The organism is Providencia lanzhouensis, from assembly GCF_050469745.1.
GTDB classification, from domain to species: Bacteria; Pseudomonadota; Gammaproteobacteria; order Enterobacterales; family Enterobacteriaceae; genus Providencia; species Providencia lanzhouensis.
The window spans coordinates 1,656,460-1,672,219 of the sequence record NZ_CP174123.1 but is presented as its reverse complement, the minus strand read 5'-3'; the positions used below and the strand labels follow the sequence as shown (position 1 = coordinate 1,672,219).

At 40.5% G+C, this 15,760-nt stretch carries 12 protein-coding genes and 4 tRNA genes; 1 reads left to right on the top strand and 15 read right to left on the bottom strand.

All coding sequences use genetic code 11. The features are described from left to right. Window positions 1-102 precede the first annotated feature (102 nt). The 15 genes from fabV to ACIH2S_RS07760 all read right to left on the bottom strand — a co-directional run bounded on the left by fabV (window position 103) and on the right by ACIH2S_RS07760 (window position 14,239). The gene (fabV, locus tag ACIH2S_RS07830; protein WP_036953705.1) at window positions 103-1,302 is read right to left on the bottom strand and encodes an enoyl-ACP reductase FabV; all 1,200 of its coding nucleotides are present in this window, start codon (window positions 1,300-1,302) and stop codon (window positions 103-105) included. Window positions 1,303-1,400: 98 nt separating this feature from the next. Beyond that, window positions 1,401-1,559 (bottom strand): hypothetical protein, encoded by a 159-nt coding sequence (locus tag ACIH2S_RS07825; RefSeq protein WP_036953708.1) that lies wholly within the window; start codon window positions 1,557-1,559, stop codon window positions 1,401-1,403. Window positions 1,560-1,807: 248 nt separating this feature from the next. Beyond that, window positions 1,808-1,894: transfer RNA gene (locus ACIH2S_RS07820), tRNA-Leu, on the bottom strand. Window positions 1,895-1,999: 105 nt separating this feature from the next. After that, window positions 2,000-2,086, bottom strand: a tRNA-Leu gene (locus ACIH2S_RS07815). Window positions 2,087-2,093: 7 nt separating this feature from the next. Further along, window positions 2,094-2,167, bottom strand: a tRNA-Cys gene (locus ACIH2S_RS07810). A gap of 25 nt (window positions 2,168-2,192) precedes the next feature. Then, a tRNA-Gly gene (locus ACIH2S_RS07805) sits at window positions 2,193-2,268 on the bottom strand. 164 nt (window positions 2,269-2,432) lie between these two features. Next, window positions 2,433-2,981, bottom strand: a complete 549-nt coding sequence (gene pgsA, locus ACIH2S_RS07800; RefSeq protein WP_006657588.1) for a CDP-diacylglycerol--glycerol-3-phosphate 3-phosphatidyltransferase — start codon at window positions 2,979-2,981, stop codon at window positions 2,433-2,435. A gap of 56 nt (window positions 2,982-3,037) precedes the next feature. Continuing rightward, window positions 3,038-4,870 (bottom strand): excinuclease ABC subunit UvrC, encoded by a 1,833-nt coding sequence (gene uvrC / locus ACIH2S_RS07795; protein ID WP_430248458.1) that lies wholly within the window; start codon window positions 4,868-4,870, stop codon window positions 3,038-3,040. Beyond that, a complete protein-coding gene (locus ACIH2S_RS07790; protein WP_036951262.1) occupies window positions 4,837-5,523 on the bottom strand; it encodes a LuxR C-terminal-related transcriptional regulator in 687 nt (228 codons plus the stop codon). The genes uvrC and ACIH2S_RS07790 overlap by 34 nt, the downstream gene beginning before the upstream one ends. Before the next feature lie 229 nt (window positions 5,524-5,752). Next, entirely contained in the window at window positions 5,753-6,985 is a 1,233-nt protein-coding gene (gene pepT, locus ACIH2S_RS07785; RefSeq protein WP_196712339.1) for a peptidase T, read from the bottom strand. Between the two features lie 16 nt (window positions 6,986-7,001). Then, on the bottom strand, window positions 7,002-8,555 hold the full coding sequence (locus ACIH2S_RS07780) for an AbgT family transporter (RefSeq protein WP_036951266.1): 1,554 nt from the start codon (window positions 8,553-8,555) through the stop codon (window positions 7,002-7,004). A gap of 292 nt (window positions 8,556-8,847) precedes the next feature. After that, entirely contained in the window at window positions 8,848-9,255 is a 408-nt protein-coding gene (gene psiE / locus ACIH2S_RS07775) for a phosphate-starvation-inducible protein PsiE (RefSeq protein ID WP_187129826.1), read from the bottom strand. A 223-nt stretch (window positions 9,256-9,478) separates the two neighbouring features. Beyond that, window positions 9,479-9,889 carry a GFA family protein gene (locus ACIH2S_RS07770; protein ID WP_430248456.1) on the bottom strand — a complete coding sequence of 137 codons (411 nt, stop codon included), beginning with the start codon at window positions 9,887-9,889 and terminating at the stop codon, window positions 9,479-9,481. Between the two features lie 61 nt (window positions 9,890-9,950). Next, window positions 9,951-11,459, bottom strand: coding sequence for a DUF3999 family protein (locus ACIH2S_RS07765; protein ID WP_430248454.1), 1,509 nt, complete (start codon window positions 11,457-11,459; stop codon window positions 9,951-9,953). A 23-nt stretch (window positions 11,460-11,482) separates the two neighbouring features. Next, window positions 11,483-14,239, bottom strand: a complete 2,757-nt coding sequence (locus tag ACIH2S_RS07760; RefSeq protein WP_108479042.1) for a DUF2339 domain-containing protein — start codon at window positions 14,237-14,239, stop codon at window positions 11,483-11,485. 508 nt (window positions 14,240-14,747) lie between these two features. Between ACIH2S_RS07760 and ACIH2S_RS07755 the strand changes: the two genes are divergently transcribed. Beyond that, entirely contained in the window at window positions 14,748-15,671 is a 924-nt protein-coding gene (locus ACIH2S_RS07755) for an AEC family transporter (RefSeq protein ID WP_036951272.1), read from the top strand. Window positions 15,672-15,760: the final 89 nt, after the last annotated feature.

Below are 15,760 nucleotides of genomic sequence, written 5' to 3'. Positions count from 1 at the left end.
AAAAAGCCAATTTGGTCATTATTATCCTAGAGCGAAAAAAATAAAACCCCGAGAACCGGTTTACCAGTGCTCGGGGTTTTCAGCGAAATAGATAGCTATCTATTAAACTAATTCTTTCACTTCAAAATTAGCTTCGCCGCTTAAGTCTGCTTCGTAATCAACGCCATCTAAGCCAAATCCGAATAAACGTAAGAATTCAGCTTTGTAGCCTTGATAATCAGTCAGTGCATTGATGTTGTCGTCGTTAAGCTGTTTCCAGATTTGACGACAAGTTTCTTGCACATCATCACGCAGTTCCCAGTCATCCAGGCGCAGACGGTTTTTCTCGTCAGTTTCTGGTGTTTCACCGCTGAATAATTTAGTTGCGAACAGACGTTGAATTTGCTCGATACAACCTTCATGAATGCCCTGCTCTTTCATGATTTTGAACACGATTGAGATATAAAGAGGCATTACAGGAATTGCTGAAGATGCTTGAGTGACCACAGATTTCAGTACAGCAACATGTGCGGAACCGCCTTTCTTCGCCATTTTTTCATTGATAGCATGGGCTGCGCGATCTAAATCTTCTTTCGCTTTACCTAATGTACCGTGCCAGTAGATTGGCCACGTTAAATCAGTACCGATATAGGAGTAAGCAACGGATTGAGCATTGTCAGCCAGAACACCAGCATCCGCTAATGCGTTCATCCACAATTCCCAATCTTGACCGCCCATCACTTTCACGGTGTCTTCGATTTCTTGCTCGTTGGCAGGTTCAACAACGGCTTCGATCAGCACATCTTTGTTGGTATCCAGCGCAACAGATTTGTACGGTTCACCAATTGGTTTTAATGCTGAACGTACAACTTCACCCGTTTCAGGCATTTTACGCACTGGAGAAGCCAGTGAATAAACCACTAAATCGATTTGACCTAAATCTTGTTTAATCAAGTCGATTACGGTTTGACGGCATTCATTGGAGAATGCATCACCGTTGATGCTTTTCGCATACAGACCCGCTTCTTTCGCTGCTTTGTCAAAACCAGCGGCGTTGTACCAGCCTGCGGAACCTGTTTTGCTCTCACTGCCCGGCTTTTCAAAGAAAACACCGATGGTCGCTGCACCGCTGCCAAAAGCCGCATTGATGCGTGAAGCCAGACCATAACCAGTGGATGCACCAATTACCAGAACCTTTTTCGGTCCATTTTTCAGTTCACCACGAGATTTCACATAGGCAATTTGCTCACGAACATGGGCTTCGCAGCCTGCTGGGTGAGCTGTAGTGCAGATAAAACCACGAATTTTAGGTTTGATAATCATAGTAATTTTTCTTGGTAGCTTACAATCGAACACTAATATACCTGATATTCATCTTATACTTAAGATGTATAGGCAAGAAACATAGTGAACAGACCAGTTTATTTAGGATTTTGACTCTTTTCGTGCTGTTCCACTTGAGAAAAAGCGAGCGATTTCAACCAATCAGCAAGTAATGGCGTGGTCTTTATCGCATCTAACATCGCACGCTCATGCTTGGTTAAGCGGACAACCACAATTTCAGTTTTCATATTAGACATCACCCTCTCCTTTTTCTAAAACGCAGATATTGGCACAGTTCAGGGTGGGATAGGTCTGACTTACTTATTTTTACTTAGTCTTTCGGGATCTTGATAAAAATGGGAGAAAAATGACAAAAAATTGGATTCGTAAAATCCATTGAAGAGCCAATAATTATTTTTATATTCAAACGCAAAAAAGCCACCCAATGGGTGGCTTTTTCTTTTTCTTTTTCTAACTTACTGATTAAATTCAGTTAAGTTTTGTATGGTGCCCAGGGCGGGACTTGAACCCGCACAGCCTTACAGCCGAGGGATTTTAAATCCCTTGTGTCTACCGATTTCACCACCTGGGCCAAATTTTTAATACTGCTTTACTGCTTATCTAGTAGCTAAGTTTTATTAACTAACTAGTTTAAATCTTTAAATTAAAATGGACCTATTGGTCCATTCACTAAATATGGTGCCCAGGGCGGGACTTGAACCCGCACAGCCTTACAGCCGAGGGATTTTAAATCCCTTGTGTCTACCGATTTCACCACCTGGGCTAGAATTTGGAGGCGCGTCCCGGAGTCGAACCGAGCTACACGGATTTGCAATCCGGTGCATAACCGCTTTGCTAACGCGCCTTACACCCTAGTCTTTTTCAAGATTTGGAGCGGGAAACGAGACTCGAACTCGCGACCCCGACCTTGGCAAGGTCGTGCTCTACCAACTGAGCTATTCCCGCTTAAGCTTCACTTTTCAGTTTCTGCTCTCAAACTGGCTGATTTACTTATTTATTTTCGTAAACCACGTTGCCGTTCGATGCGTTGCATTCTACTGATTTCACCTATCGAGTCAATACAATTATTGAAATAATTGGATCGTTCGCTGTTTTTTCAATCATTTCGATCACGCTTCGCTCAAATCGCCCCACGCAGCCTTTAAATATTGGAACATTGACCAGAAAGTCAGAATTGCAGCCACATATAAAAGTGCAATAGACAGATGTTCGATCAGCGGATTTGGACGCCATAATAAGCCCACCAGCGACATCATTTGCGCGGTAGTTTTGAACTTACCAATCCAAGAAACAGCCACACTGCTGCGCTTACCAATTTCTGCCATCCACTCTCTGAGTGAAGAGATAATGATTTCACGGGCAATCATGGTTGCTGCGGGTAACGTTACATACCAAACATCGTAACTTTCAGTCACTAAGACTAATGCTGTCGCAACCATAACCTTGTCTGCAACAGGATCGAGGAAAGCACCAAACTTGGTCGTTTGCTTCCATAGACGCGCTAAAAATCCGTCGAACCAATCCGTCACAGCGGCGATCACAAAAATCAGCGCACAAGCAAAAGGTCCCCAACTGACAGGAAGATAAAACGCTAATACAAAAAACGGTATCAGGATGACACGGAATAAGGTCAACCACGTTGGTATATTTAATTTCATCGCGCTCACTAACTCTTTGTCCAAGACGGATACCTTAGTATGTTGCCCTAAGATATCTACTGTTTCAATGCATTATAAATCTTTTCTGCCAGCGCGTATGAGATCGAGGGCACTTTTGCGATCTCTTCTATGCTCGCATTACGCAAAGGTTGTAATCCTCCCATGTACTTCAATAACATTTGGCGACGTTTTGGCCCTACGCCTTCGATAGATTCAAGCGCACTGGTATTTTTCACTTTCGCGCGGCGCTGGCGATGCCCCGTAATCGCATGGTTATGCGACTCATCACGAATATGCTGGATCACATGTAATGCTGGCGAATCAGGCGGAAGCGCAAAACCTTCACCTTCGGGTTTTAAAAACAACGTTTCCAACCCAGCTTTACGATCGCTACCTTTAGCAACCCCAATTAATAAAGGATGGTTTTTATCCCAATCCACTTCAAGTGAATCAAAGACATCCCGCGCTTGACTCAGCTGCCCTTTACCACCATCAATAAAGATAATATCGGGAACTTTGCTCTCATCCAGATGTTTACCATAACGGCGAGTCAGCACTTGGTGCATCGCCGCATAATCATCCCCAGGCGTGATCCCCGTAATATTGTATCGGCGATACTCTGATTTCACAGGACCCGTTTTATCAAACACGACACAGGAAGCCACCGTTTGCTCCCCCATCGTGTGGGAAATATCGAAACACTCCATGCGCGAAATATTCTCTATATTCACGACTTTTGACAGTGCAGCCATGCGTTGTTGGATCGTCGATTGCTGCGCCAGTTTGGTAGATAGCGCAATGGATGCATTGGTTCGAGCCAGTTTTAAATAACGAGCACGGGTGCCTCGTGGCTGGCTTTGAATATTAATTTTACGCCCCACAATCCCAGACAACGATTCCGCCAGTAACTCTTTTTCCGTCAAGGGGAAATCAATTAATATTTCCCCTGGTAATGTACGGTTTTCACTGCCTTGTAAATAGAACTGCCCTAAGAAGGTTTGCACTACTTCTTCTAATAAAGTCCCCGCCGGAATTTTTGGATAGTAGCTGCGACTGCCCAAAACCTTTCCTTGGCGAATAAATAGAACATGAACACAAGCTAATCCAGAATCGAATGCGACTCCAATAACGTCGAGGTCATCATCACCGCCTGACACATATTGCTCTTCTGTTACCGCACGCACGGCTTGAATTTGGTCACGAAAACGTGCAGCATCCTCAAAACGTAGCTCTTGGCTAGCTTTTTCCATGCGCTCGACTAACCCAGTTAAGACTTGCTTGTCCTTCCCCGTTAAGAACAGACGGACATAGTTGACTTGCTGATCATACTCTTCATCCGTCACTAAACCTTTCACGCAAGGTCCTAAACAACGACCAATTTGATACTGTAAACAAGGTCTTGAACGGTTTCTATAAACGCTATCTTCACACTGGCGAATGGGAAACAGCTTTTGCATAACCGCTAAGGTTTCACGTACCGCATAAGAACTTGGGAATGGGCCGAAATATTCACCTTTCCCATGTTTCGCACCTCGGTGGCTTGAAATTCTAGGATGTGTTTCGCTACTCAGAAAAATATAAGGATAAGATTTATCATCTCGTAGCAAGACGTTATAACGAGGCTGATACAGCTTTATATAGTTATGTTCCAGCAGTAGCGCCTCAGTTTCGGTATGGGTTACCGTCACATCAATAGAGGCGATATGCTTGACGAGTTGCTCTGTTTTACGGCTACCGACATTCTCACGGAAATAGCTCGATAACCTTTTTTTCAGATCTTTCGCTTTCCCAACATAAATCACGGTTCCCCCAGCGTCATACATGCGATAAACGCCGGGTTGGTTTGTGACTGTTTTTAAGAAAACTTTTGGATCAAACTGTTGTTCCACCCTGATGAACCCTGTTTTGCGGTGATTAAACCATAACCGATTGCTATATGTGTTAATTCTACATCACTACTGATATTAAGTTTACCAAACATTCGATATCGATAGGTATTTACCGTTTTAGGGCTTAAAGATAATGACTCCGCAATATGCTTAACCGGAAGCCCTCTGGTGATCATGAGCATAATTTCCAGCTCTCTTGCGGAAAGCAATTCATATATATCTAGCTGTTCACGTTGATTTAATCTTTGTAAAGCCAGTTGTTGAGCAATATCAGGAGAGATAATTCGTTGACGCGCATTCACGATTTGCAAGGCTTCAATTAGCTCTTCTTCTGCAATACTAGCGCTCAGTATGCCAAAAATGCCAATATCCAACGCTTTCACAACAAACATATCATTATGACGCACATTGAAGATAATGAGCCCTACATCAGGTTGAGTACGACGGATTGTCGTGAAGGTTTTCAATGAATCGAAATGGCAATGTTCTCGATTAATCAAAATAATATTTGCTTTATTTTGCCGGTTCCACGTGATCACCGGATCTAAAGAAGGAAACGTTGCGACAACTTTATAGCGAGTATTTCGAGTGAGTATCGCTTCAATACCTCGAATCGAAATATTACTATCATCAATAATTATTATATTAATCAAATACCTCTCCTATTACTTGCAGCCATAATGGGAGGATAATAAATGAAAAAATTAATAAGTCATATCTTCTTTTTAAATCAATATTTAAAACTATTATTCTAGTTATAATTCATTAATTAACATTTAAAACTTGAATGAGTTTCTTTCAAAAAAATAGCCGCTAAATAATTAGCAGCTATCGGTTTTAATACTCTGACTTTTAACGAGCTAAAGCTAAATCCAGTATGAACTACTTTTGCCCAACAAGGCGGCAAATAGTTTCAGACACTAAATAGCTCTTCTCGAATGAAGTTATTGGTAAAAACTCAAAGCGAGAATGGAAGTTATGCGCACCCGTAAAATAGTTTGGTGTCACAATTCCGCGAGCAGACAGCGCTGAACCGTCAGTGCCTCCACGCATTGGAATGATATTTGGCTCGATATTATGAATTTTTAACGCTTCGAGAATAATATCTACCGCTGTACGATCTTCACCGATTGAATCGCTGATATTGCTATACACATCATCTATTTTGAATTCCACTTTCGCTCGTGGATGACGAGTACGAATCAGTTCAATACTTTCAGAAATGAAACGCTTACGAGCTTCAAAACTTGGGCGGTCAAAATCACGGATCGCCATTTTGATTTTTGCTTCATTCGGGTTTGCCGCTAAATCTGTGATATAGAAGTAACCTTCACGGTGCTCAGTGTGTTCCGGCGTATCGAAACGATCGAAACAACCAATAAAATCATGTGCCACACGAATTGGGTTTAACAATACGTTTTTCGCTGACATTGGATGAGCGGTGATCCCTTTAATTTCCACTTCAATAGAAGCCGCATTAAAGGTTTCAAAAACCACCTCTCCGAGCGCACAGCAATCGATGGTGTAAGCAAAATCCACTTTGAAGCGAGAAAGATCCATGATTTTGGAGCCACGAAGACCAATTTCTTCATCTGGCACAAACGCCACATAGATATCGCCGCAATCAAAATCTGCGTTTTGCAGTTTATCCATCAGCTCCATGACAACGGTAATGGCCGCTTTATCATCCGCGCCCAGAACACTGGTGCCGTCACTGAAAATAATTTCATCGCCCACATAAGCGGCGGCTTCCGGGTGTTCCGCGGTTTTAAACCACACATCTTCCTGCACATTCAGGCATAAATCCGCACCTTCATACTTCAAGGTTTGCGGCTTGATCACCGGAGATAAACCGACATCAACAGTATCTAAGTGAGCCACAAAACCAATTTTAGGGGCATTGGGTTTATTACCTGGGCGCATTCCATATAAAATGGCATGTTCATCAACATACACATCTTTCAAGCCGTAGCTCTCTAATTCTTTCGCCAGAAGATTTGCCAGTTCACGCTGGCCTTCTGTGCTTGGTACAACAGAACTTGCCGCATCACTTTGGCTTTCAATAGCCACATAGCGATAAAAACGTTCTTCTAATTTCTTACCTAATTCTTTCATTTCACATACCTTTTACTTATTGCGCAGGCTGCCATGTATAACCACTGTCAAAACCAATTGGAATATCAAATGCCCAGAACAGATACAGTGTCGCTGTTAAGGTAATTAATAAACCGATAGTGAATGGGATCATCATAGAACATAAAGTTCCGATACCTGCATTTTTATAATATTTCTGGCAATACATTAAAATCAGCGGATAGAACGGAAACATTGGCGTACTCACGTTCATCGCAGAATCACTCACACGGAAGGCTGCTTGGGTTAATTCTGGCGAAATTCCGACTGCCATTAACATTGGTACTAAAACTGGTGCCATAATCGCCCATTTTGAGGTCGCTGACGTGATCATGATATTTAACACGGCAGTTAATAAAATCACCCCGAATACCGTCATCCCAGATGGCATATCTAAAGTTCGCAGTAATTCCGCCCCCGATAAGGCTAATAATGTACCTAAGTTAGAATGTTGGAACGAATACAGGAATTGCGCTGCAAAGAAAGCAAACACAATAAATGGGATCAGTGACTTGGTAATATTTTCCATCGCCTTAACCACATCTTTGGTCGAGGTGAAAGATTTAGTCATATAGCCATACACTATGCCTGGCAATGCAAAGAAGATGAACAATAATGGTACAACAATCTGCATAATTGGTGCTTTCGGGCTGGTTAAGCTGCCATCTGGGCCTCTTAGTGGTGAATTTTCAGGCCATAACAGCGCAAATAACCCCACACCTAATGCGATCACCATTAATCCCGCAACACGGAATGCGCGGTGCTCTTGCGGTGTGATTTTACCTAAATCTTGCTCAGCATCAGTATCAACGTCAGATTTGGTGATTGGAGCGTTTTTATTTAACCACGGCTCTACGATCTTTTCGGTGATAAACCAGCAAGTAAAAATAACGCCGAAGGTTCCGCCCAAGCTAAAGAAATAGTTACACAGTACATTTACACTGTAGCCTGGCGCTAACATTTGCGCGGCATCTTGCGTAAAGCTCTGCATAATCGGGTCAATAATCGATGGCGTATAACTTGCCGTGAATCCCCCGGCTAAACCAGCGAATGCCGCTGCAATTCCCGCTAAAGGATGGCGACCACTGGCATAGAACATCATTGCTGCGACTGGCATCAAAATAACGTAGGCTGAATCAGAAGCAACGTGAGAGACAATCCCGACGAAAACAACTGTTGGAGTCAACATTTTAGGTGAAATAAAAGAAAGCATTTTTTTCAGCGCGGTATTAATAAAGCCGCTGCTTTCTGCAATCCCAATACCTAAGGTTGCAACAATTGTTATTCCGAGAGGAGGGAAATTAATAAAATTTTTAACCGCTGATGTCACAAATAATATGATTTCTTCATACTGAAACATATTAATAACGGAAATTTTTTCTTTAGAAATAGGATGGTGATAACTGAAATCTACAAATGAGAGTAGATAGGATAAAAACCAACATATTACTAGGGCGTAAACAAATAGCATTGTCACATCTGGCATAACGTTACCGATGCGCTCAACGCGATTTAAAAAACCCTTTTTCTGGGGTAGTGTTTTAGTTGTCATAGTTGCAAGTTACTTATGTTATTAGAATAGAAACTTTATCACAGTAAATAACCCATTTAGAAAAGTAAAACACTTTCTTACTTTATTTTAACAGAATAAAAATCAAGTAATCCTTCTAGTTAATAATGCTTATATTATTAGTTTTATTCCAAACCCAATTGCCTGAAATTTTATTTTATCTTATGTTTAATCTCGTTTTATATTGTTTAAGTCATTTTTTTATTTATTTAAGCTCACGCTAAAAGAAATGATTATTATTCCCTTTAGCGTGATTGATAAATTAATCTAAAGATTATTCTCGTTTAAGTTTTTCTGTATTAGCAATATAAAGTGCAACAACTAAAACTAAGATAGCGCCAGCATGCAGCAACGTAGTCATCGGATCACTATGGTCGACGATAATTAGGCGGATAATTGCCGTGATACCAATATAGATAAAATAGCGTAATGGGAAATGATAACCTGACATAAAGTACTTTATAATCAAAGCAATAAACTCAAAGTATAGAAAGTAAATGACAATTCCTTCTAAAAGTTCATACGCTTTAGCCTCTTGGTTACCTCCAAACATTAATGATGCCATCGTAAATGTTTCTTTTGCTAAAAAGAAAACTAACACCGCAGCAAGCACAATTAAACCTGCGTTAAGAACCCATTGTAATACCCAAGCGATATTACTAGCATGGCGCATTCCTTTCATATTATTCATTCATCATCCCTCAGGTTACTCTCTCTACGTTTAAAATAGATAATTTATCCTTTTCTATTTACCTTAGATTAAGCATAACCTTTCAACATTATGTAAAAAAACAAAATAGAATGGCTTAATTATAATTGAAATTTCTGACGCTGACATTACAAATGAATGTTTAGATTACCTTAAGATAAATAGCAGGCAATAATACCTGCTATAAGATTGGAGTTTAGGATTTGTTGGTAAACAGGTTTAATATATCTTGCTCAGTTAGCATTGGCGTCTTTTCAACAAAATTATAATAATCCGGCTTACAATCAATATAAATCTGTGTTCCCATTTTAGCACTTTTGCTTTCTTCAAATAGTGGGGCTGAGAGGTAATACGTTGACGGTGAATGCAAATGATAAAATAGATGCGTACCACACTGCTTACAGAAAGCCCTTTCGGCCCATTCCGATGAAGCGAAACGAGTAATAAACTCTCTACCTTCAATTTCAGGTTCGCCTTCATAGCCGATGGTCATTCCAGGACCACCATTCCATTTTAGGCACATGCCACAGTGGCAAACATGAACGGTATCGATAGGCTGATTGATAGTCAGTTTGACTGACCCACATAAACACAGTCCTTTAGGCATGATCCTGTCCTCTATTGATGCTGTTAGATTCAAAAAAGGGAACCTTAGGTTCCCTTTTTAATTAAAGATCGTCTGGATTGGATTTATTTGATGACCCAACCTCTTTGAAAAGATACCAACAGAAATAAAGCAGCGCGAAAATACCGACAACAAGTAACATCCATAGTGCGATAGTCATCCAATGTAAACCTTCTTCCACTGGCTTATCTTGGGTTCTTTTTTCCAAACCACCTAATTCCAATATTTTACCTGTCGTTGTGATTTCAGGGAAATCATCCATCACGTTTTCAACGCTTTCATTTTTACCAATAAGTTGAGTGTAGTTAACATTATCTAAGGTGGCTTGTTTATTTCCCCACACAAGCAAATAAGGCGAAGCACCTTGTATATTCACAATTAGATTTACCGCATCACGCAACCCATAAATCGTAGGTGGCAGTTCATCCCAGCTACCTTTTAATGCAGTTATTCTGAGTCCCTTAATTTGCTTATCGTGGATCATTAAATTCGGATTGCTCGCTTTATCACCATCATTGATTTGGTTGAAAACCATCACATTCGCCAACAATTTCCATTCCTCATCACTATTGGAAATATATTCTACTTTCAGCGGTACTACGCGATTTGATTGTTGTAGTTTAATGCTGATTTCATTCAATGGCTGCGGCGTTGGCAAGCGATAAATCACTTGTTCTCGAGTGATTCCATCGTTTGTCACTTCAAAGAGAAAAGATTCCTGACGATGGAAAGAGTTCATCACATACTGCAATCCCGTCACAGATTTAAGAAGTGGAATTTCATGTTCTTGAGCGCTGACCGTCACTAACATTAGGTATGGTGCAATAGGCCCAGTACTTTCCCCTTTTAATAATTCAATCGTATTACTCGCCACAACGCCAGAGTCTAATCTCAGGCTCATCACAGGCTGATTCGATGCAATATTTACCCAATTTTTCTTATCCGTACTGTAATAAACAAAAACTTTGGCTTGCCAGTCCTGATTGTTCTGATCCCAACCTAAATTTAAAGTCGATAAAACACCGTTGTCCTTGAATTGATCACGCGTCAGTAAATAGGCTTGATAGTTGGTTTTATCTTTTCGTTGTAAATTCGGCAATTCAATACGGGTTGTTTTTCCTGGCTCAGCTTCGACCAGAATATATTGGCTATCAAATTGATCATCGTCGTTAGGATTCACATTATCTGCACGAGTGACTAAACGTTGAAAATTAAATTTAACATTGGTCGTTGCAATAGATTTATTAGTATCAAAAAATAACGCTGTTGGAATTTCATTTCCTGTGCCATTAAAAACACGAATATCTTGCAGAGTATCTGGATACGCAGATCCCATATAAGCAGCTGCGGGCAGCTCTAACCAATAGAACGGACTGTTCCTATCCGGTGTGGTCAGTTCTTTTCCTTGATAAAAATCGTAAGGACTTGCTTGCTTAGAATCATTAGCTTTAGAGTCATTGGCTTTAGAATCGCTAGCATAGCTTCCAAATGATAATAAGCATATTAAGGAAAAGAGAGCGCCCCATGCACATAATGTTGTTATCTTTTTCACGGCTATTTTCATGCAGTTCATCACTATTTATCCTGTACCTCAATGTCCGTTTTATGCTTTGGTGGTAATGGGGAGAAATACCCCACAACCAAGATCAACACCGCCACGGCAATAAAGGAGACCGCACGGGAAATGCCATCCTGCCCATACACATCAATAAGAAATAGTTTTGCAATCACACAAGCGAAAATCGCTGCACCACCAAACCACCATGTTCGACTTTTCTTCACAGCTGCAATCACCATGCAAAATAGCGCGGCTATTGCCCAGCTAATGGAAAGAACCGTTTGAACGAGACGCGAATCAAATAAAATATTCTCATTCCAAGGAATATTCGCAAAATCAGCCGTCGCACGAAGAATGATGCCGTTATACCAGAAGATAGCTAATCCAATGATCACCATCATCAGACCTTTCACTACCCCAATTTCAATAGGCGTTATTTTTCTTAGCTTCGCGATAAAACCTTTACGCATCAATAACAGTGCTGCAATGCTAAACAGCCCTGCTTCATCTAACGGGTTAACTAATGGAACGTAACTCCAAAACGTGAGTTTGCCATCTTCAAAGTTTGACCAACATGAAAGCACCACCATTACAGCCATAAGTGGTAATAAACTATACCAATACAGCAAGCCTTTACGGCGCATTGGTACAAATTTGTTATGTTGTAACCAGTAAAGGATTAATACCACTAAGGTTATCGACATAATGTAAATGAAGTAACCCAGTTCGTGCATTCCCCACGGAAGGTTAGCCACAAACCAGTTAACTTGCGTCGCACCAAACCCAATAATTAACCATAGATTGGCAACGTGCATTCCACGTCGAATATACAGGTTTTGGGTACGATAAGCGTGCATCACATACAGAACTGAACTGCCCAAGATCACAGGCCAAATCAGCGAACCCTCACCACGCCCCATCGGATTTTCTGCATAAATAAAATCTAATGTTAAATAGTAATAAGCCACTGCCCATAATGAGAACTGGCATAAAACTAATGGTATCCAATTGATTTTTTGACCGCCAAGACGCCAGCACCACGCGGAGATCAGCACTACCGCCAAAATAATTAAGCTTTCCGTTTCGCTGTTCCATGACAGCATACCAGTAAATTCAGGCACCCAGGCTAACCAGACTAATAACCCGAGGATCAAAAAAGCATAACTAAGCGCGGTAAAATAGCTCGCCTCTTTCTGGTGCACATGAAATAACCCGCCCGCAAAGAAGCAAGCGGCTATCAAGCTTGGTAGCATGTAAATAACATTATCGTTCCAATAATAATATGGATAATCGCTTAATATTATTAAAGCACTAACAGCAATGAGCAATGACGAGACCAACGCTAATTTTTTATGCCCTTGATTGAGGGCAAACCACAACATAGCAAAGCCTTGCAATGACCAAACAATCGTTGTCCATTCAAATGATAAGGCGAGTGGTACCGCCAATGTGACGAAGCTAGCCCCAATAATGATATTGCCTAGAGCCATATTCTTGCCAGCGGCATTAAAGCGTTTATGAAGCTGTAAGCTGGCAATGAGATACAGTAAGCCAATAAGTAGAGAAATAAATGCTGGCAATAATCCGATGCCATCCGAAATAGCAAATTGCAAGGTAATGCTCATTAATGGTGGGAAAAATAATAGCGTATTATCGACAACGAGCTGTTTATTATGTTCGAAACGTAAGGCGAATAGCTGAGTTAATACGTTGAATACAATCAAGTTAGCAATAATAAATAGCTGGCATGATAGATAATAATCATAATGATAATTGTCCATTCCCCATAATATTGCCACGCCATAGGTCATAAACATGCCAACTAAATTTAACGGACGCCATGCTTGCCAGAAGCTAATAACTAAAATACCTATCGACAACATTAAGTAATAGGAGAATAAAACGATATGGCTACCGCCCCCAGTGGACAGTAATATTGGCGCTAAATAACCACCTAAAGACGCTAAAATTGCTAAGCTAATCGTACGCTGTAATAATGCCAACCCGATACTTGCACAACAGATGATTAGCATCGCCACAAATGCGAACCCATAAGGGATCATGGTGTATAACTTGAAAGCGGCAAAAACGGTAATGTATAAGCAACCGATAGCGCCACCTTGTAATATCAGGCCAAATAATGCTTTTTTCGTGCGTAACCACCAACCTATACCCAATAAAACTAAACAACCTGCAGCACTGAAGACGAGCCTTAGTTCAGGTGAAATAATCTCATTTTGTACGCTGTAATTCAGTAAGTAAGCAACACCTAAAAATAATAATAAAATTCCTATCTTCGCTAGTGGATTACCTGTCACTAACCACGTGAAGAAATGTGCAAAAATGGATTTATCTTCTGCTTTATTCTGAGATGATGCAGGCTGGCTTGGCTTTGGTTTATCAAAACGGTTTGGATTAATTGCTATCGGGTTAACTGCATTAGCTTGTTTGTCGCTGGAAACTGCCATCGGTTGCGGCATAATTTGAGGTGCTTGGGGTAGAGGATCTTGGGCTGCAATTTTAAGTGCATCCACTTGATTCTCATTATGTTGGATATCAACTTGATGGGATACTGGATTTTCTTCATTAATAGCATGTGTAGACTGATGACCATTATCACGAGTCATTTCTGCTTCTAGCGAGGCAACCTTTTGGTTTAACTGGTTAATTTGATATTGCATTCGACCAGTACGATTAATCGCAATGATAGCCAGTACAGGGGCAATTATCACAAACGCAATTAAAATGAGCCCGAGGAGTATCCATGTATCCACAAATAGGTTTCCTTCTTTAATCCAATGCCAGTAACCCAAGATTAGTTAACAGGATCTTAGAATACACAGTATCAATCGACATTATTCAATAATCATCCTAGTTTAGAGACGAATAACTAAATTGCCAACAGTGGGTAACAAACTGTTACAAAATAACTCTTTTTAAGAGTATTCACGGATTAATCTATTATATCATCTTATTATTTAACTATCATAAAATGATAGTACATTTTTAATATTTTTTAGTCTCTAAGAGCACATTTTCAAATGATTTTTTTCTCGCTACTGAATCCCCTATTACTTTATTAATAACTTATTAATTTCAATAATCCATTTTTGATACTTTCTATTTATTAGAGAAAATATGCAGATAATAGGTGTTTTTTCGTGTGATTATGTTATTAATTTATAGACAAAATCACCAATAAGTTATTTAACAAATAACGACCGTCTTTTATCGATATATTTAAAAAATATGTATTGTCCTAAATAACGCAAAGGAATACCTATGTTATTACATATAATACTTGAAGCCCTAAGCCCCATCGTACTCGGTCTTGCCGTAGGGTGGTTATCGGGTAAATATGGCTTCGTGAAACGGGAATATTCGCAAGCGTTTGCTGACTTTGTTGTCAAAATCGCCTTACCATTCGCATTATTCCTTGCTGCCGTTCAAGCCCCACCTTCAGTTTTACTGAATGTTGATTACTTGATAGCGCTCGCAGTCGGGTTAATTGCATCCTATGTCATTGGTTTTGTAGTCGGTAAAGTATTTTTCCGCCACAATAAAACCGATGCTGCGATGCAAGCATTGTCTGTTTCATTCCCGGATATGGCGTACTGTGGACCACCGGTTTTACTGGCAACTGTCGGTTCATCCGGCTTAATTGCCATGGTTCTCGGTAACTTAATTTATACCGTCATCATAATTCCATTTACCTTATTGATGATCAGTGGATCAGCAAATGGCAACGGTATTCTGAAATCTGTCGGTAAAGCCGTTATTCAGCCATTAGTTTTCCTGCCTGTTTTAGGGGCAATTCTGGCAATTTGTGGCGTAAAATTACCTGAAATTCTACAAAACTCAGTCAATGAACTCGGGAAAACGGCAGGTGGTGTGGCTCTCTTCTTCCTCGGCTTATTGCTGTCAGGTATTAAACTCACAATCAATAAAGAAATTATCTTTAACGTTTTTGTGAAAAACTTTGTACAGGCGGCGCTTATTCTTGGAACCGGCCTCGCATTAGGATTACAAAGTGATTTATTAAAAGCGGCATTTATTATCGGTGTGTTACCGACGGCAACAGCTGTACCAGCGTTAGCTATCAGTAATAAAGCCTATACTGAAACCTCTGCCGGAACCGTATTACTCAGTACCATTGCGGCATTGATTTCAATTATTGGCGGGATCACCATCGTCGAAATGCTGTAATGCGTCTTTGAATATCAATTGGCGGAGTTTGCTCCGCCCTTCCATCTGCTTAATTACCCTCTCCGAACTCAATAAAACGCCGTTTTATT

Bases quoted from the DNA above. Each gene is read 5' to 3' on its own strand.
- fabV (WP_036953705.1), bottom strand. From the start codon at position 1,302: ATGATTATCAAACCTAAAATTCGTGGTTTTATCTGCACTACAGCTCAC.
- ACIH2S_RS07825 (WP_036953708.1), bottom strand. From the start codon at position 1,559: ATGTCTAATATGAAAACTGAAATTGTGGTTGTCCGCTTAACCAAGCAT.
- pgsA (WP_006657588.1), bottom strand. From the start codon at position 2,981: ATGAAATTAAATATACCAACGTGGTTGACCTTATTCCGTGTCATCCTG.
- pepT (WP_196712339.1), bottom strand. From the start codon at position 6,985: ATGAAAGAATTAGGTAAGAAATTAGAAGAACGTTTTTATCGCTATGTG.
- ACIH2S_RS07780 (WP_036951266.1), bottom strand. From the start codon at position 8,555: ATGACAACTAAAACACTACCCCAGAAAAAGGGTTTTTTAAATCGCGTT.
- psiE (WP_187129826.1), bottom strand. From the start codon at position 9,255: ATGAAAGGAATGCGCCATGCTAGTAATATCGCTTGGGTATTACAATGG.
- ACIH2S_RS07770 (WP_430248456.1), bottom strand. From the start codon at position 9,889: ATGCCTAAAGGACTGTGTTTATGTGGGTCAGTCAAACTGACTATCAAT.
- ACIH2S_RS07755 (WP_036951272.1), top strand. From the start codon at position 14,748: ATGTTATTACATATAATACTTGAAGCCCTAAGCCCCATCGTACTCGGT.